Origin of the sequence: Micromonospora sp. MH33 (assembly GCF_003013775.1) — a bacterium.
GTDB classification, from domain to species: Bacteria; Actinomycetota; Actinomycetes; order Mycobacteriales; family Micromonosporaceae; genus Micromonospora; species Micromonospora fulviviridis.
The window spans coordinates 1-16,463 of record NZ_MUYZ01000137.1 but is presented as its reverse complement, the minus strand read 5'-3'; the positions used below and the strand labels follow the sequence as shown (position 1 = coordinate 16,463).

General features: G+C 72.5%; 16 protein-coding genes and 2 pseudogenes. 8 read left to right on the top strand and 10 right to left on the bottom strand.

What is annotated here, in order from left to right:
• Positions 1–276: pseudogene (locus B0E53_RS20440) on the bottom strand (aminotransferase); the annotation flags it as partial.
• 171 nt (positions 277–447) lie between these two features.
• Between B0E53_RS20440 and coxB the strand changes: the two are divergent.
• Both coxB and B0E53_RS20430 read left to right on the top strand, forming a co-directional pair.
• Positions 448–1,419: a cytochrome c oxidase subunit II gene (gene coxB, locus B0E53_RS20435; protein ID WP_107077537.1), complete on the top strand. Its 972-nt coding sequence runs from the start codon at positions 448–450 to the stop codon at positions 1,417–1,419.
• A 10-nt stretch (positions 1,420–1,429) separates the two neighbouring features.
• Positions 1,430–1,855, top strand: a complete 426-nt coding sequence (locus B0E53_RS20430; RefSeq protein ID WP_107077536.1) for a cytochrome c oxidase subunit 4 — start codon at positions 1,430–1,432, stop codon at positions 1,853–1,855.
• 109 nt (positions 1,856–1,964) lie between these two features.
• Here B0E53_RS20430 and B0E53_RS20425 read toward each other — a convergent pair whose 3' ends face one another.
• From B0E53_RS20425 to B0E53_RS20410, 4 genes are all read right to left on the bottom strand, one after another.
• Complete coding sequence (locus B0E53_RS20425; RefSeq protein WP_107077535.1) at positions 1,965–2,174, bottom strand: hypothetical protein; 210 nt, start codon at positions 2,172–2,174, stop codon at positions 1,965–1,967.
• Positions 2,175–2,292: 118 nt separating this feature from the next.
• Positions 2,293–3,339 carry an anthranilate phosphoribosyltransferase gene (trpD, locus tag B0E53_RS20420; RefSeq protein ID WP_107077534.1) on the bottom strand — a complete coding sequence of 349 codons (1,047 nt, stop codon included), beginning with the start codon at positions 3,337–3,339 and terminating at the stop codon, positions 2,293–2,295.
• Between the two features lie 126 nt (positions 3,340–3,465).
• Positions 3,466–3,864, bottom strand: coding sequence for a hypothetical protein (locus B0E53_RS20415; RefSeq protein WP_107077533.1), 399 nt, complete (start codon positions 3,862–3,864; stop codon positions 3,466–3,468).
• 134 nt (positions 3,865–3,998) lie between these two features.
• On the bottom strand, positions 3,999–4,952 hold the full coding sequence (locus B0E53_RS20410) for a cytochrome c oxidase assembly protein (protein WP_107077532.1): 954 nt from the start codon (positions 4,950–4,952) through the stop codon (positions 3,999–4,001).
• 108 nt (positions 4,953–5,060) lie between these two features.
• Between B0E53_RS20410 and B0E53_RS20405 the strand changes: the two genes are divergently transcribed.
• The 5 genes from B0E53_RS20405 to B0E53_RS20385 all read left to right on the top strand — a co-directional run bounded on the left by B0E53_RS20405 (position 5,061) and on the right by B0E53_RS20385 (position 10,244).
• On the top strand, positions 5,061–5,660 hold the full coding sequence (locus B0E53_RS20405; RefSeq protein WP_107077531.1) for a heme-copper oxidase subunit III: 600 nt from the start codon (positions 5,061–5,063) through the stop codon (positions 5,658–5,660).
• A gap of 73 nt (positions 5,661–5,733) precedes the next feature.
• On the top strand, positions 5,734–6,567 hold the full coding sequence (locus B0E53_RS20400) for a cytochrome c (protein ID WP_107077530.1): 834 nt from the start codon (positions 5,734–5,736) through the stop codon (positions 6,565–6,567).
• Positions 6,568–6,634: 67 nt separating this feature from the next.
• A complete protein-coding gene (locus B0E53_RS20395; protein WP_107077529.1) occupies positions 6,635–7,723 on the top strand; it encodes a Rieske 2Fe-2S domain-containing protein in 1,089 nt (362 codons plus the stop codon).
• On the top strand, positions 7,720–9,348 hold the full coding sequence (locus B0E53_RS20390) for a cytochrome b N-terminal domain-containing protein (protein WP_107077528.1): 1,629 nt from the start codon (positions 7,720–7,722) through the stop codon (positions 9,346–9,348). Before B0E53_RS20395 ends, B0E53_RS20390 begins: the two co-directional genes overlap by 4 nt.
• Before the next feature lie 209 nt (positions 9,349–9,557).
• Entirely contained in the window at positions 9,558–10,244 is a 687-nt protein-coding gene (locus B0E53_RS20385; RefSeq protein ID WP_107077527.1) for a DUF4142 domain-containing protein, read from the top strand.
• Positions 10,245–10,307: 63 nt separating this feature from the next.
• Here B0E53_RS20385 and B0E53_RS20380 read toward each other — a convergent pair whose 3' ends face one another.
• The 5 genes from B0E53_RS20380 to B0E53_RS20360 all read right to left on the bottom strand — a co-directional run bounded on the left by B0E53_RS20380 (position 10,308) and on the right by B0E53_RS20360 (position 15,787).
• Positions 10,308–10,595 carry an Lrp/AsnC ligand binding domain-containing protein gene (locus B0E53_RS20380; protein WP_091122500.1) on the bottom strand — a complete coding sequence of 96 codons (288 nt, stop codon included), beginning with the start codon at positions 10,593–10,595 and terminating at the stop codon, positions 10,308–10,310.
• A 52-nt stretch (positions 10,596–10,647) separates the two neighbouring features.
• Positions 10,648–11,526, bottom strand: a complete 879-nt coding sequence (locus tag B0E53_RS20375; protein WP_107077526.1) for a sugar phosphate nucleotidyltransferase — start codon at positions 11,524–11,526, stop codon at positions 10,648–10,650.
• On the bottom strand, positions 11,523–12,062 hold the full coding sequence (locus B0E53_RS20370) for an NUDIX domain-containing protein (protein ID WP_107077525.1): 540 nt from the start codon (positions 12,060–12,062) through the stop codon (positions 11,523–11,525). The genes B0E53_RS20375 and B0E53_RS20370 overlap by 4 nt, the downstream gene beginning before the upstream one ends.
• Positions 12,063–12,111: 49 nt before the next feature.
• Positions 12,112–13,902: a RelA/SpoT family protein gene (locus tag B0E53_RS20365; RefSeq protein WP_107077524.1), complete on the bottom strand. Its 1,791-nt coding sequence runs from the start codon at positions 13,900–13,902 to the stop codon at positions 12,112–12,114.
• 127 nt (positions 13,903–14,029) lie between these two features.
• Positions 14,030–15,787 carry a DEDD exonuclease domain-containing protein gene (locus tag B0E53_RS20360; RefSeq protein ID WP_107077538.1) on the bottom strand — a complete coding sequence of 586 codons (1,758 nt, stop codon included), beginning with the start codon at positions 15,785–15,787 and terminating at the stop codon, positions 14,030–14,032.
• Positions 15,788–15,914: 127 nt separating this feature from the next.
• Here B0E53_RS20360 and B0E53_RS20355 point away from each other — a divergent pair.
• A pseudogene (locus B0E53_RS20355) lies at positions 15,915–16,463 on the top strand (hypothetical protein); the annotation flags it as partial.

Sequence of the window (16,463 nt, the reverse complement as noted above, 5' to 3'; positions counted from 1 at the left end):
CCCGGCCCGGCGCCGCCCCGACAGGCCACCGAGCACGGCGGCGTGCGCGGCCGCCGTACCGCTGGGGGTGAAGGAGAGCTCGTCGGCGCGGACGCCGAGGGTCTGCGCGGCGGCCTCGCGGGCGGCGTCGAGGAGCTGGCGGGCCCGGCGGGCCTGACCGTAGAGCTTGGCGGGGTCGGCCCAGCCGTCGTCCAGCGCCGCCAGCAGCGCCTGCCGCGCGACCGGGTGCAGCGGGGCGGCGGTGGCCGCGTCCAGGTAGACCGGGGCTGTGCTCACGAACGTCCACGCTAGCGCGCCGGTACGCCCAAGATCCCCCCGATGGGGGCGGACAGTGACCCCAAGACGGTCAGGCCCCTCATGGTCGAGTAATCTGCGACCGTCGGTGACGCCTTTGCCGTCGGTGTCGAGCGAAACAATCACCGCGGCGCGCTAGGGAGGCAGGACCAGGTGGTCGCAAGGAGTTCGGAGGTACGGCCGTCGGCCGTACGGCACAGCGCTTCCTCGGGGGCCGGTGGGCACCGGCGGCGTGGTGCCGGTCGACTCGCCGGGCTCGGTCTCGGCGGAGCCGCGCTGCTGGTTCTGCTCACCGGCTGCGACGTCGGCAAGACGTTCGGCGGCTTCGGGTGGCCGCAGGGCGGCATCACCCCCGAGTCGCACCGGATGTACGACCTCTGGATCGCGTCCTGCATCGCGGCCCTCGCGGTCGGCGTGTTCGTCTGGGGCCTGATCTTCTGGTGCGTGATCCGCTACCGGAAGCGCGGCAACGCGCTGCCGGTGCAGACCCGCTACAACCTGCCGATGGAGTTCCTCTACACCATCGCGCCGATCCTCGTGGTTTCCGTGCTCTTCTACTACACCGCGGTGGTGCAGACCGACGTGGTGAAGGAGTCGAAGAACCCCGACGTCACCGTCGAGGTCGTCGCCTTCAAGTGGAACTGGCAGTTCAACTACCGCGACGGCCAGGGCCGCGACGCCAACACCGTCGCCTCGGTGCTGGGCACCAGCGAGGTCATCCCGGTGCTGGTCCTGCCGAGCGGCAAGTCGATCCGGTTCGAGGAGCAGAGCCGCGACGTCATCCACTCCTTCTGGGTGCCGGAGCTGCTGTTCAAGCGCGACGTCATGCCGGGCAACATCCGCAACACCTTCGAGGTCTCCAGCATCGACCAGGAGGGCGCGTTCGTCGGCCGCTGCGCCGAGCTGTGCGGCAGCTACCACGCCTTCATGAACTTCGAGCTGCGGGTCGTCTCCTTCGACAAGTACCAGCAGTTCCTGGCTGCCAAGAAGGACGGCAAGTCGACCCAGGAGGCGCTCAAGGCGATCGGCGAGCCCGAGTACGCCACCGAAACCGTGCCGTTCAAGACGCGGCGCAACACCGCCAACTTCAACCCGTCCGACGCGACGGCCGGCGCGGGAAGCTGAGGGGTCCGGCATGAAGACCGAGTGGAAGATCTTCCTCACCATCGCGACGTTCCTCCTCGGCGCGGCGATCCTCTACGGCGCGTGGACCTACGGCGACGGCGGCCGGGTCGAGTGGATCGGCACCGTGGCGCTGCTGCTGTCCTTCCTGCTCTGCGCCATGTGCGGCGGCTTCTTCTGGTTCGTCTCGCGCCGCATCGACCTGCGCCCGGAGGACCGGCCGGACGGCGAGATCGCCGACGGCGCGGGCGAGATCGGCTTCTTCAGCCCGGGCAGCTACTGGCCGTTCGGCCTGGCCCTGGCCGCCGCGATCGCCGGTCTCGGCCTGGTCTTCTGGCAGTTCTGGCTGATCGGCCTGGGGCTCGTCACGGTCGTCTTCGCCGCGTGCGGCCTGCTCTTCGAGTACTACTCCGGCACCCGCCGCACCGCCGAGCACTGACCCGGACCACCGGGAAGGCCCGCGTCCCCCTCGGGGGCCGCGGGCCTTCCGCTTTTTCCTGGGTATCTCCGGGCGCCTGAAGATGCGGAGCCGGGCGCGGTCCGCGGGGTCAGGCGGCGCGGCGGTGGGGGGTGCGGGTGGCGCGGCGGCGGTGGGCCAGGCGCGCGGCGCGGAAGGTGAAGGTGGCGATGAGCACGGCCGCGCCACAGCCCGTGCAGACCAGCTCCGGGCAGTCGGCGTCGTGCCCGTCGACGCAGGGGGGCGCCTCGAAGAGCACGACGCCCTCGCAGCCGTCGCAGTAGAGCTCGCGGTCCGACACGGGCGTCTCCTCTCGCTCCGGTGCCCGCCGACGGGCGGTGGCGCCATCGGCGGAAAACGGAAAATTACTCCCGTGTAGTTTGGCACGCGGGTCCGACAAAACCGGACGGCACCCGGGCTCAGAGCGAGCCGGCCACCTCGAGCCAGCGCTCCAGCGCGGCCGCGGCCCCGCCCGAGTCGATGGACTCGGTCGCCCGGACCAGGCCGGCGCGCAGCGCCTCGTGCAGGTCGCCGTCGAGCGGGCCCTGGGTGGCCAGCGCGACCGCGGCGTTCACCAGCACCGCGTCGCGGACCGGGCCGGTGTCGCCGGCCAGCAGCCGCCGGACCACCCCCGCGTTGTACGCCGCGTCACCACCGCGCAGATCGGCCAGGGTGGCCCGCGGTACCCCGAGTTCCGTCGCGTCCAGCAGCGCCTCCCTGACGGCGCCCTGCTGGGCCACCCAGACGCGGGTCGGCGCGCCGGTGCTGAACTCGTCCAGCCCGTCCTCGCCGCGCACCACGATGACCGAGTCGCCCCGGGCCGCGAAGACGGCCGCCATCACCGGGGCCATCCGCGGGTCGAAGCAGCCCACCGCGCCGGCCCGCGGGCGGGCCGGGTTGGTCAGCGGGCCGAGGAAGTTGAACGCGGTGGGCACGCCGATCTCGCGGCGGACCGGGCCGGTGTGCCGCATGCCGGGGTGGAAGCGGGCGGCGAAGCAGAAGCCGATGCCGGCCTCGGTCACGCAGCGGGCCACCTGCTCCGGGTCCAGGTCCAGTGGGATGCCCAGGTGTTCGAGCACGTCGGCGGTGCCGCAGGAGGAGGAGGCGGCCCGGTTGCCGTGCTTGACGACGCGGACGCCGGCCCCCGCGACCACCAGCGCGGCCATGGTGGAGATGTTCACCGTGTGGGCGAGGTCGCCGCCGGTGCCCACCACGTCCAGCGCGCCGGCCCGGACCTCCTCGGGCAGCGCCACCGGGACGGCCCGGGTCAGCATCGCCTCGACCAGGCCGCCCAGCTCGGCCGGCGTCTCGCCCTTGGTACGCAGGGCCACTGCGAAGCCGGCGATCTGCGCCGGGGTGGCCGAGCCGGCCATGATCTCGCCCATCGCCCAGGCGGTGTCGGCGGTGGAGAGCTCCTCGCCGCGCAGCAGCGCGTTGAGCAGAAGCGGCCAGGTCCGTTCGCCCATGGCGGGCCTCCCGAGCGGGGGTGTGAGCGGGTGTGGTGTCCGTCATCCGGCCCGTGACGCCGGGACGACGGCTCCAGGTCGCGGCGCGGCGTCGGACGCGCCGAGCTGGAGCCGCCGCGGGGCGGCTCAGGCCGCGGCGTGCGTACGCCGCAGCAGTTCGGCGACGGTGGTGCCGGCGGTCACCGGGTCGAGCGGGTGGGTCAGGGTGGCGTCGACCTCGGCGTACGCGGCCAGCCAGCGGTCGGCGGCGCGGGCCAGCACCACGCAGGTCGGCGGGGCGTCGTCCCGGTCGTCCTTGATCTGGCGGGCGATGCCGAGGCCGCCGCCGGGGCTCGCCTCGCCGTCGAGCAGGAGCAGGTCGATCTCGTAGTCGTCGACCAGCCGGACGCAGCCGGCGTAGTCGGCGGCCTCGACGAACTCGATCTCGAGCCCGGGCGCGGGCCGGGTGCCGACGGCGAGTCGCATCCGGTCACGGACCTTCGGGTCGTCGCTGTAGAGCAGGACGGTGCAAAGACGATCGCTCATCGTGACGTGGCTCCCACCTCGTAGCTGCCCGCTGATCGTAGCGGGCGTCACATCCGGCCCGTCGCCCTGCCCTGGCGACGGCTCCAGGTCGCGGCGCGGCGGCAGACGCGCCGAGCTGGAGTCGTCGTGAGGGGTCAGGCGCTCGCCTCCGCGGCGCGCTGGCGGGCCTCCTGGCGGTCGAGCTCGCGGTCCAGCCGGCGCGCCTCGCGCTCGGACTGCTTGATCCACTGGACGACCAGCACGGCCAGCATGGTGACGCTGACGAACTCGCCGCCGGCCCAGAGCACGCCGCCGGCGACCACCTGGTCGTTCCACGGGTCGGACCAGCTCAGGTGCAGCGACGGGTACCAGTCGCCGCCGAGCAGCGTGGTGCTCTGCATGATGGTGAGCCCGAGCACGGTGTGGAACGGCACGGAGAGCAGCATGAGCAGCGCCCGGGCCGGGTACGGCCAGCGCCCGGGCAGCGGGTCCAGGCCGAGCAGCGGCCAGAAGAACACGCAGCCGGTCATGATGAAGTGCGCGTGCACCAGCTCGTGCGCCCACTCGTGCCGGAGGGTGATCTCGTACAGGCCGGTGAAGTAGAGGGCGAACGGGTTCACCACGAAGATGGCGAACGCCACCAGCGGGAAGCTGTAGACCCGGGCGATCCGGCTGTGCACGATCGCCAGCAGCCGCTTGCGCGGGCGCACCGGCAGGGTGCGCAGGGCCAGCGTCACCGGTGCCCCGAGCGCCAGGAAGATCGGCGCGATCATGGACAGCACCATGTGCTGGATCATGTGCACCGACAGCAGGGCGGTGTCGTAGGCGCCCAGCCCGCTGACCGTGACCACGGCGATGCCGCCCAGGCCCGGGAAGAGGAAGCAGACGGTACGGACCACCGGCCAGCGGTCGCCGCGCAGCCGCAGCCGGTACACCCCGTAGAGGTAGAGACCGGCGGCGAGCACCAGGCCGAGGGCGAGCCAACTGTCCAGCCGGGTCTCGGTCAGGACGCGGGCCACGGTGAACGGCGGCGGGACCGCCTCGCCCCCCGCCGCGAGTGTCGCCGGGGCCACCGAGGTGGCGGCGAAGATCGGATCGACGTGCAGCACGCTTTTCAGGGTAGGTCAGGCGAAGCGGACGACCCCGATCGGGCCACTGATGGCACAGGTTTGCCACCCCGCTGATCGTCGGTCCCGGTCAAGGGCAATAATGACCGCGTGACTGCGGCCCCAGCCATTGACAAGAGCCGGATCCACTCCCTGACCCGACCCAACATGGTCAGCGTCGGGACGATCGTGTGGCTCTCCAGCGAACTCATGTTCTTCGCGGCGCTGTTCGCGATGTACTTCTCGATCCGCGCGGCGGCGCCGGAGCAGTGGGAGAAGCACACCGAGATCCTCAACATCCCCTATGCGACCACCTTCACGGTGATCCTGGTGCTGTCCTCGGTGACCTGCCAGCTCGGTGTCTTCGCGGCCGAGAAGGGCGACGTCCACGCCCTCCGTCGGTGGTTCACGATCACCTTCGTGATGGGCCTCATCTTCGTCCTCGGCCAGGCGAACGAGTACCGCAACCTGGTGCACGAGGGCGTCAAGATCAACCAAGACGGTTACGGGTCGATGTTCTACCTGACGACCGGCTTCCACGGCCTGCACGTGACCGGCGGTCTGGTCGCGTTCGTCATCTTCATGATCCGCACCACCATGGGCCGGTTCACCCCGGCGCAGGCGACCTCGGCGATCGTCGTGTCCTACTACTGGCACTTCGTCGACGTCGTGTGGATCGGGCTCTACGCCATGATCTACTGGCTCCAGTGATCTTGGCGCGTCACGTACCGCGCCGCTGCTCCGTCCCCTGAGACAAGGTCCAACCCGGTTAAGGACACAGGTCATGACTTCTGACAACGACCGCCGACGCGGTCTGCTCGCGCGCCTGCGCGGGCGGCCCGTAGCGCGCAGCAGGGGCCGCCGCCGGCTGGGTGCCGCGGTCCGGCTGGCCGCCGCGCTGATGCTGGCCGGCGGCGCCTACACCGTCTTCGCCCCCGGCGTGCAGGCGCAGGACAACCCGCCCCTGAGCGCCGCCGCCAACGAGGGCAAGGCGCTGTTCGACGTGAGCTGTGTGACCTGTCACGGTCGCAACGCCCAGGGCGTCGAGGGCCGCGGCCCGAGCCTGATCGGCGTCGGGTCGGCCTCGGTCGAGTTCCAGGTCAGCAGCGGTCGGATGCCGATGGCCCGGCAGGAAGCCCAGGCCATGCGCAAGCCCCCGCACTTCACCGACGAGCAGGTGCGCCAGCTCGGCCAGTACATCCAGGAGCTCGGCGGCGGCCCGCAGGTGCCGCAGGGCGACCTGCGCGAGGGCGCGAACCTCTCCACCGGTGGCGAACTGTTCCGGATCAACTGCTCGCAGTGCCACGCCTTCGGCGCCGGCGGCGGTGCCCTCTCCTCGGGCAAGTACGCGCCGAGCCTGAAGCCGGCCAGCGACCGGCAGATCTACGCCGCGATGCTGAGCGGCCCGCAGAACATGCCGGTGTTCGGCGACAACCAGATCTCTCCGCAGGAGAAGGCGGACATCATCGCCTACATCCAGCAGACCCTGAAGCACGACCAGGACCAGGGCGGTTTCAACCTGGGCCGGTACGGCCCGTCGACCGAGGGTCTCGCGATCTTCCTGGTCGGCATCGTCGCGCTGGTCTTCGCGAGCCTGTGGATTGCGGGCAAGTCGTGACCGAGCGGATCATTCGTTTCAGTGCTGTGGCGCCGACCCCCGGCGTCACCCGTAGCGAGGTGACGGCATGAGCACCCACACCGAGCACCAGGCCCCGCAGGGTCCGGAGCCGCTCGACGTGAACGACCCCCGGCTCTCCCGGTTCGACATCGTCCAGGAGGGCGCGCGGCGGGACGACATCGAGATCGTCCACTACGAGCCGCAGGTGGTCCCGGGCAGCAAGGCGGAGCGCCGGCTGACCCGTACGGTCGCCGCGATGTTCCTGCTGACCGGCGCCGCGGCCACCGCCTTCCTGGTCATCTACATCTGGTGGCCGTGGAAGTGGGAGGCCGGCCGCGGCGGCGACAAGTTCTACACCCCGCTGCTCGGCGTGACCCTGGGCATCGCGCTCCTCGGCATCGGCTTCGGCATCCTCACCTGGGGCAAGAAGCTCCTGCCCAAGGAGGTCTCGATCCAGGACCGGCACGACCAGCCGGGCTCCCCGGAGGACCGCCGGATCACCGGCGAGACGATGCTCTACATGGCCGACGAGCTCGGGGTGAAGCGCCGCCCGCTGCTCGGCATCTCGCTGCTCGCCGGCCTGGCGCCGGTCGGCGCGGTCGTCGCGGCGCCGCTGGTCGGCGGCCTGATCTCGGACCCGCACAAGAACAACCAGATGTTCACCACCGGCTTCAAGCCGGCCTCGGACGGCAAGCGGATCCGGCTGATCCGCGAGGACGGCCGGCCGATCCGCCCGGCGGACGTCAGCGTCGGCGGCCAGCTCACCGTGTTCCCGGGCATCGAGGGCGGCGTCAGCAACAAGCACGCCGACTCGCCGACCCTGCTGATCCACCTGCGTGAGGACGACGCGGAGAAGTCGCGCGCCGCCAACCAGCGCAAGGGCCACGGCGACTACATGTGGGGCAACTACGTCGCGTTCTCCAAGATCTGCACGCACGCCGGTTGCCCGGCCAGCCTCTACGAGCAGCAGACCAACCGGCTGCTCTGCCCCTGCCACCAGTCGCAGTTCCTCATCACCGACAACGCCATGCCGGTCTTCGGCCCGGCGAACCGGCCGCTGCCCCAGCTGCCGATCGAGGTGGACGAGGAGGGCTTCTTCGTGGCGAAGTCCGACTACACCGAAACCATCGGTCCCGACTTCTGGGAGCGGCCATGAAGCGCCGAAAGTTCGATGCGGCCGCCCTGCCGGCCAAGACCGCAGGGGCGGTGGACGACCGCTTCCAGGTGGCGACCCCGCTGCGCAAGCTGCTGAACAAGGTCTTCCCCGACCACTGGTCCTTCCTGCTGGGCGAGATCGCGCTCTTCTCGTTCGTCGTCCTGCTGCTGACCGGCGTCTTCCTGACCTTCTTCTACGAGCCGGCGATGACCGAGGTGGTCTACGACGGCAGCTACGCGCCGCTGCGGGGCACCCCGATGTCGGCCGCCTACGCCTCCAGCCTGGACATCTCGTTCGATGTCCGGGGCGGTCTGATCATGCGGCAGATGCACCACTGGGCGGCCCTGCTGTTCATGGCCGCGATCGTGGTGCACATGCTCCGCGTCTTCTTCACCGGCGCGTTCCGCAAGCCGCGTGAGACCAACTGGATCATCGGCTCGCTGCTGTTCTGGGTCGGCTTCCTGGCCGGCTTCACCGGCTACTCGCTGCCGGACGACGGCCTCTCCGGCACCGGCCTGCGGATCGCCTCCGGCATCATGCTGTCGATCCCGGTGATCGGCTCCTGGGTCACCTCGTCGATCTTCGGCGGGGAGTTCCCGGGCACCATCATCATCAGCCGGTTCTTCATCGCCCACGTGCTGCTCATCCCGGGTCTGCTGGTGGCGCTGATCAGCGCCCACCTGGGCCTGGTCTTCAAGCAGAAGCACACCCAGTGGCCCGGCCCCGGCCGGACCAACGAGAACGTGGTCGGCGAGCGGATGTTCCCGCGCTACGCGCTCAAGCAGGGCGGCTTCTTCATGGTCGTCTTCGGCGTGATCGCGCTGATGGGTGGCCTGTTCCAGATCAACCCGATCTGGTACTTCGGCCCGTACGAGGCCTGGGTGGTCTCGGCCGCCAGCCAGCCCGACTGGTACGTCATGTTCCTCGACGGCTCGACCCGCCTCATGCCGGCATGGGAGATCAGCATCCCGATCGGCGACGGCTACGTCATCCCGCCGCTGTTCTGGCCGACGGTCGTGCTGCCCGGCATCCTGGTGGGCCTGTCGACGATGTACCCGTTCCTGGAGGCGCGCCGCCTCAAGGACTACAAGCACCACAACCTGCTCCAGCGGCCCCGGGACGTCCCGGCCCGGACCGCGGTGGGCGCCATGGCGGTCGGCTTCTACATCGTGCTGACCCTCTCCGGCGCCAACGACGTGATCGCCGACAAGTTCCACATCAGCCTGAACGCGATGACCTGGGCCGGTCGGATCGGCCTGCTGGTCGTCCCGCCGCTGGCCTACTACGTCACCTACCGGATCTGCCTGGGTCTCCAGCAGCACGACCGGGAGGTGCTGGCCCACGGCGTGGAGACCGGCATCATCAGGCGGCTGCCCGACGGCCGGTTCGTCGAGGTCCACCAGCCGCTCACCCCGGCCGACGGGCACGACGGCCACGCCCCGGCGCTGGACTACGTCGGCTGGGTGGTGCCGAAGAAGATGAACCGGCTCGGCGCCCTCGGCCCGGCCATCCGGGGCTTCTTCTACCCGATCGAGAAGCCGGCCGAGGCGCCGGTCTCGCCGGGGCACCCGCCGGTCGAGCCCCGACCGGAGCGGGAGGAGATCGGCAGCGGCGAGAGCCGCTGACCCGCCCGGGTACGACTGACCGTGGCGCCCGCCGGATCACCGGCGGGCGCCACGGCCGTTTCCGGACCGGCCGTCCCGTTCCGCCCGCCGGACGCCCGTCGGCCCCGCTCCGGTGCCCCGCCACCCCCTGACACGGACGGGTGGAATCGCAGGAATAAACCCGGTCAGCCGGGTATCCGTGCGGTCCAACGTCTCAAGGGGGGGAAAGCATGTTGGGAATCAAACGCCTGGGCCTGCTGGCCGCGCTGGTGCTCGTGGGACTGGCGCCAGCCGCGGCGGCCCAGGCCGCGGCGCAGCCGTCGACGCAGGACACCCAGTACCTGCAGGCGCTGCATCAGGTGAACCTGTTCGAGATCACCGCGGGTAACCTGGCGCAGCAGAAGGGCCAGAACCAGCAGGTCAAGGACCTGGGCAAGATGTTCGTCACGGACCACACCCAGCTGGACCAGACGGTGCAGTCCACCGCCCAGCAGCTCAACGTCCAGCTGCCGTCCGATCCGACCGCCGACCAGCAGAAGGTCCTGGACCGGCTGAACAACCTCAGCGGCGCCGAGTTCGACAAGGCGTGGGTGACCGCCCAGTTGGCGGGCCACGTCCAGGCGATCCAGGCCACCCAGACCGAGATCTCGCAGGGTTCCGAGCAGTCGGTGGTCCAGATCGCCCAGGACGCCCTGCCGGTCCTCCAGGCGCACTACGACGCGCTGGTGGCCCTGGCCCAGACCCTGGGCGTCCCGGTCCCGCAGACCAGTGCCAGCGGCACGCCCGGCCCGGGCGGCACCGGCACCGAGTCGCCGGCCCCGGGCGGTACCGGCACCGAGTCGCCGGCTCCGGGTGGCACCGGCACCGAGTCGCCCGCTCCGGGCACCACGGAGACCCCGGCGCCCAGCCAGAGCTGACGCGTACGGCCGACGGTGGCCGGTCCGCCCCGCGCGGGGGGCGGGCCGGCCACCCGCGTGCGGTCAGTCGGCGTTGGCCAGCCCGATCGCGAACGCCTCCTCCAGGTCGTGCTGGGAGTAGGCGCGGAACGCGATGTGCGACTCGGTGTTGATCACACCGGGCACCTTGGAGATGCTGCCGGCGATGACCTGGGCGATCTGCTCGAACTCGCGGACCCGGACCATGGCGATCAGGTCGACGTGCCCGGCCACCGAGTAGACCTCGCTGACGCCGGGCAGGTTGGCCAGCGTCTCGGCCACCTCGGGAATGGAGTCGGTGGCGCAGTCGATCAGCACGATCGCGGTGATCACGGGACATTTCTCCGTTCGTCGACGTCGAGGCCCATGCTAGAGGTTCACCGGGTCACCGGGCCGCCGGGACGGTGAGGTCGCTGCCGGCCCGGATCACCTCGCTGAGGCGTTCCCCCGCGGCGACCGTCGCGCCGGGCCACACGACCGACCGGTCCACCGCGCCGCGCACCACGGCGCCCGCCCCGACCACCGAGCGGGTCACCGGCCCGTCGACCGTGGCGGACGGGTCGACCAGGCCGCCGGGGCCGGCCGCGTGCAGGTTGGCGGCGAGGTAGTCGGCCGGCGTGCCGGTGTCGTAGAAGGTGCCCCGGTAGGGGAGCACGGTGAGCGCGCCGGCCGCCTCCGCCGGCCGCCAGACCGCCCGGACCAGATCGCCGAAGGCCGCCGGCAGGTCCCGGACCAGCCGCCAGGGCAGCAGCGAGAACCCCACGAACAGGTGGCCGCCGAAGGTGCCGGGGGCCGCCGGGTCGTCCGCCGGCTGGCCGAGCAGGCGTACGCTCCGCCCGTCCCAGCCGTCCAGCAGCACCGCCACGTCCGGCCCCGGCGGGGCGTCCGGGTCGGCCAGGTACGCGTCGGCGTTGCCGACCAGCACCCCCCGCCCGGCGATCCAGTCGCGCAGGTTGCCCAGCCCGCCGGCGGTGCCGAGCGGGTCGCCCGGCTCGACCGACAGGTGGGCGCGGGCGCCCACGTGCGCCACCACCTGCCCGCCCAGGTAGCAGGCGTTCACCGCGACCCGGTCCGGCCCGGCCAGGCCCAGCCCGGCCAGCCGGTCCAGCGCCCGGTCGAGCAGCGGCACGTTGCCCACCGGGCAGAGCGCCTTCGGCAGGTGCTCGGTGAGCGGGCGCAGCCGGGTGCCCTCGCCGGCGGCGAGCGCCACCGCGCAGACGTCCACGGCGGCCCGCCAGCCGGGCCCGGTCGCGGGAGCGGTCACGCGGCGGGTGGCGCCGCCGGCGGGACCTCACCCGCGCGCGGGCCGATGCCGTAGTAGCGGAGCAGGTTGGCGGTGGCCCGGCTCAGCCGGGGCAGGTCGTCCAGCGGGTGCCAGGCGGCCTCGAAGACCTCGGCGCCGTCCACCGCCAGCTCCGTGCGGGAGGCCGGCACCTCGGCCTCGAAGACCACGTCCACCCAGCCCTTGGCGTGCACCACGGCGTTCGGCACGGCCGGGCGGAGCCGCTCCGGGGAGAGCCGGATGCCGGACTCCTCGTACAGCTCGCGGGCCGCCCCGACCACCGGCGCCTCGCCGCGCTGCAGCAGCCCGGCCGGGAGGGTCCAGCTGTGGCCGGGCGGCTGGCGCAGCAGCAGGATCCGTCCCGCCCCCTCGGCCTCGGCGTCCCGGACCAGGGTGACCGCGCCGACGATGTACTTCGGCACCGCGAGCCGGACCAGCCGGCGCCGCAGCGGGACCGGGAGCCGGTAGAAGATCTGGTAGCCGAGGGCCCGTCCGGTGGCACGCGCGCGGGGGATCATGCCTGTAAGGCTAGTGGCCGGGCGGCGCCGATGGCTGAGCGGAGCTCGCCTACTGCCGGTGGTCGACCAGATCGATCAGCTGCCGGACCACCGTGTCCGGCTCCACGGTGCGGTCGAAGACCGCCACCAGCAGGGTCTCCAGGTCGGGGTAACCTAGCTCCTCGGAGAGCCGCAGCAGCGGCAGGTCGCTGGCCAGGCCCCGGTCGTGCTTGCGCAGCGCCAGGCCGATGGTGGCCCGGCCGAGGCGTACCTTGTCGGCGATCGAGATGCCCGGCTCGGTGTGCTCGGCGAACCAGCGGTTGATCTGCATCTGGGCGTGCGGGGACTTGACGAAGCCCAGCCACTCGCGGCGCGGCCCGCGCGGCGCCGCGTCGGCCTCGAAGCCGCTCTCCGCGTCGCTCTCGGTGAAGATCTCCACCACGTCGCCCTCCTCCAGCTCCGAGGAGAGCGGGGCCAGCCGGCCGTTGATTCGCGCGGCGAGGCAGTGGTCGCCCCGTTCGGTGCCCAGCTCGTAGGCGAGGTCGACCGGGGTGGCCCCGGCCGGCAGCACCACCTGCCGCCCGTCGGCGACCACCTGGATCTGCGCCTCGGCCAGGTCGCAGCGGAGCGACTCCATGAACTGGGTGGGGTCGACCGTCTCCTGCTCCCAGTCGAGCACCCGGCGCAGCCAGGCCAGCTCGTCCGCCCGCTCGCCCGCCCGGCCGGTGGCGCGCGGGAAGCGGTAGTGGGCGGCGACGCCGTACTCCGCGGAGCGGTGCATCTCCTCGGTGCGGATCAGCACCTCGACGGTCCGGTCCTGCGGGCCGCAGACGCTGGTGTGCAGCGAGCGGTAGAGGTTGTTCTTCGGAGAGGCGATGAAGTCCTTGAAGCGACCCGGCACCGGCCGCCAGAGCCCGTGCACCGCACCGAGCGCGGCGTAGCAGTCGGTGGCCGGGCCGTCCACCACGATGGCGATGCGAGGCAGGTCGTAGGGCGCGGCATGGTCGCCGGCCACCGTGTCCTTCCAGATCGAGTAGAGGTGCCGGGGGCGGGGACCGACCTCGGCGTCCACCCGGCTGCGGCGCAGCGCCACCCGGGTCTTCGCCACCACGTCGTCCAGGTAGGCGTCCCAACCCGGCCGGTCGTGCACGAACCGGGCGATCCGCGCGTGCTCCTCCGGCCGCAGGTGCAGCAGCACCACGTCGTCCAGCTCGCGTTTGAGGGTCTGGATGCCCAGCCGGTCGCAGAGCGGGACGAGCACCTCCTGGGTCTTGCGGGCGATCCGCTCCCGGGAGGCGGCCGAACGGACCCCGAGGGTGCGCATGTTGTGCAGCCGGTCGGCCAGCTTGATGATCAGCACCCGGACGTCCTTGCCGGCCGCCACGATCATCTTGCGTACGGTCTCCGCCTCGGCGGCCTTGCCGTAGAACGCCTTGTCGAACTTGGTCACCCCGTCGACCAGGTGGGCCACCTGGCGGCCGAAGTCCTCCTGGAGCGCCTGGAGGGTGTAGCGGGTGTCCTCGACGGTGTCGTGCAGCAGGGCGGCGACCAGGGTGGTGGTGTCCATCCCGAGGTCCGCGCAGATCTGGGCGACCGCGAGCGGGTGGGTGATGTACGGCTCGCCGCTCTTGCGGAACTGGCCGCGGTGCATGTTCTCGGCGATCGTGTAGGCCCGCCGCAGCACCGACGCGTCGGCGCTGGGATGGATGCCGCGATGGGCGCGGACCAACGCGGTGACCGGGTCGCTGTCGGTGGTGGGCCAGGTGAGCAGGGAGCGCAGCCGGCGGGAGAGCGGCAGCTCGCCGGGCTGGGTCGGGAGGGCGCCGCCCAGGGCGGCGCCATGTCCGGCGTCGACGTCCACCTGGGACACCTCCTCACCCCGGCCCCGGGTCGCCGAAGCCGGCAACCGGGAGCAGGCCCGCGAATCGGGCAGGACTGCACTTCTCTAACAGCCTAAGGGAGTCGACGTAGTCCGATCGGACACTTGGTCATGAGCGTTCGGTCGAGAGTTGGTGGGACGCGCCGTTCTCCGCCTTGGTCAACAGGTCCCGGAACCGGCCCGCGCCGGCGACCGGCGAGGCCCACCCGGCGGAGGTCTCCACCAGCCGGGTCTCCGGTCGCTCCAACCAGGACAGGATCCGCTCGGTCTCCTCGGCGGTGGCGGCCGGCACCGGGCCGTGCCCGGGCAGGACCGTCTCGGCGGTGGCCCGGATCGCGCTGATGGTCGGTCGCGGGTGGACACCCGGCGGGGACACCCCGGCCCCGGCCAGCCGGCCGTGCCGGACCAGGGCCAGCTCCCAGCCGCCCCGGGCGGCCGGGCGGGCGGCGGCCAGCTCGGCGATGCCGGTCAGCGCGGCCAGCCGCTGCATCCGTACCGCCGCGCGCAGCACCGCGGCCAGCCGGCTGCGGACCACCGCGGCCTCCTCGTAGCGCCGGGCGCCGGAGAGCACCTCGATCCGGGCCAGCAGGGCGTCCACCACCACCTGCGGGTCGTCCCGGGTGGCGGTGCGGAACGGAACGGCGGCGCGGTGGTCGTACTCCTCGGGGGTGATCCGGTGCTCGCAGGGCGCCGGGCAGCGACCCAGCTCCGCCAGCGCGCAGGCCGGCATGGTGGTGCGCCGGGACAGCCGGTGGGTGCACTGGCGCAGCGGCACCGCGTCGTGGAACCCGGCGGCGGCCAGCTCGGCGGCCTGCTTGGAGCGGAACGGGCCGAGGTAGGCCGAGTCGGTGGGGGCCAGGTCGCGCACGATCGACAACCGCGGGTACGCCTCGTCGGTCAGCTTCAGCCAGACCTGGCGCTCGGGATACTTCGACCGCCGGTTGTACGGCGGCGCGTGCGCGGCGATCAGCCGCAGCTCGCGCACCTCGGCCTCCAGGGAGTGGGCGCACTCGACGGCCTCCACCCGTTCGGCGGCGGCCAGCATCTCCGAGATCCGGGCCCGCTTCTCGGCGGCGGTGAAGTAGCTGCGTACCCGGGTGGCGATGTCGCCGGAGGTGCCGACGTAGAGCGGCCGGTCGTCGGCGGCCCGGAAGATGTAGACCCCGGGCACCTTCGGCAGCCCCTCGGCGAGGTGCCGCTTGCGGCGCTGGGTCGGGGTGACCGCCCGGGCGAACTCGATGGCCTCGCCGACGGTGTCGACCCGGTGCCCGCCGAGCCGGCCGATCAGCCCGTGCAGCACGTCGACGGTGGCCTTGGCGTCGTCCAGCGCCCGGTGGGTCGGCTGGGTGGCGGTGCGGAAGTAGGCCGCCAGGGTGCCCAGCTTGCGGTTGGGCACCTCGTCGCGGGTGAGCACCCGGCGGGCCAGCGCGGCGGTGTCCAGCACCCGCGGGTTGGGCCAGGGGTAGCCGTGCCGGGCGCAGGCGGCCTTGAGGAAGCCCACGTCGTAGGGGGCGTTGTGGGCCACCAGCACGGCGTCGGCGATGAACTCCAGGAAGCTCGGCAGCACCTGCTCGATCGGCGGGGCGGGGAGCAGCATGGCCTGGGTGATACCGGTCAGCACGGTGATGAACGGCGGGATGGGCACCCCCGGGTTGACCAGGGTCGCGAGCACGCCCAGCTCCTCGCCGCCGCGCACCTTCACCGCGCCGATCTCGGTGATCCCGCCGCCGTCCGGCGCGCCGCCGGTGGTCTCCAGGTCGACCACCACGAAGGTGGTGGCGTAGAGCGGCAGCGCGGGGTCGACCCCCGTGCCCGCCGCCCGGTCCAGGCCGGCCAGCGCCTCCTGGACGTACTCCGCTCGCGTCACCCGCGGCACGCTAGCGGCGGGGTCCGACACTCCCGTCCCACCAGTACCAATCGCTACCACGGCGGTAGGATGAGAGATCGGCTCACTCACCGGGCGGTGGGCCCGTTCGGGGTGGGAGACTTGCCACATGCCCCTCACCGAGCCGCACGACGACCGCTCCTTTGCGGAGGAGCCGGTGGTCGGCGCGCAGGACGCCGGTGAGAGCCCGTCGACCCCGCCGGAGCCGGAGCCGACCCTGCCCGAGCCGGTCCGGCAGCGGATCGTGGCGCTCACCGCCGCGGTGCTGCCCGGGCTGGCCGCCGACGAGGTGCCGGTGCCGCTGCGCCGGGTGGCCAAGTTCGCCCCCAACCGGCGCGCCCGGCTCGGCGCCCCGGCGATCGCCGCCCAGCTCACCGCCGACCCGCTGTTCCGGCAGCGGGTCACCGCCCGGGTGCTGGCCGACGCCGGCGACCTCGGCGCGGCCGTGACGGAGGGGACCGCCCCGGCGGCCGCCGACCCGGTCGAGGTGGCCGCCCTGGCCTACCTGGCCCGGCCCCGGGGCTGGCGGGAGCTGATCGAGGCCAGCGGCGCCGCGGTGCGCGCCGAGGCGGACAGCGCGGTGGTGGCCGAGCTGGTCCGCGAGCTGGTCGAGGGCCTGGTAGCCCTGGAGCCCGACCTCGGTGCCGGTGAAGAAGGT

What these genes read in the sequence shown, in the direction of transcription:
- B0E53_RS20430 (WP_107077536.1), top strand. Translation starts at nt 1,430, where the DNA reads ATGAAGACCGAGTGGAAGATCTTCCTCACCATCGCGACGTTCCTCCTC.
- trpD (WP_107077534.1), bottom strand. Translation starts at nt 3,339, where the DNA reads ATGGGCGAACGGACCTGGCCGCTTCTGCTCAACGCGCTGCTGCGCGGC.
- B0E53_RS20415 (WP_107077533.1), bottom strand. Translation starts at nt 3,864, where the DNA reads ATGAGCGATCGTCTTTGCACCGTCCTGCTCTACAGCGACGACCCGAAG.
- B0E53_RS20400 (WP_107077530.1), top strand. Translation starts at nt 5,734, where the DNA reads ATGACTTCTGACAACGACCGCCGACGCGGTCTGCTCGCGCGCCTGCGC.
- B0E53_RS20395 (WP_107077529.1), top strand. Translation starts at nt 6,635, where the DNA reads ATGAGCACCCACACCGAGCACCAGGCCCCGCAGGGTCCGGAGCCGCTC.
- B0E53_RS20390 (WP_107077528.1), top strand. Translation starts at nt 7,720, where the DNA reads ATGAAGCGCCGAAAGTTCGATGCGGCCGCCCTGCCGGCCAAGACCGCA.
- B0E53_RS20385 (WP_107077527.1), top strand. Translation starts at nt 9,558, where the DNA reads ATGTTGGGAATCAAACGCCTGGGCCTGCTGGCCGCGCTGGTGCTCGTG.
- B0E53_RS20370 (WP_107077525.1), bottom strand. Translation starts at nt 12,062, where the DNA reads ATGATCCCCCGCGCGCGTGCCACCGGACGGGCCCTCGGCTACCAGATC.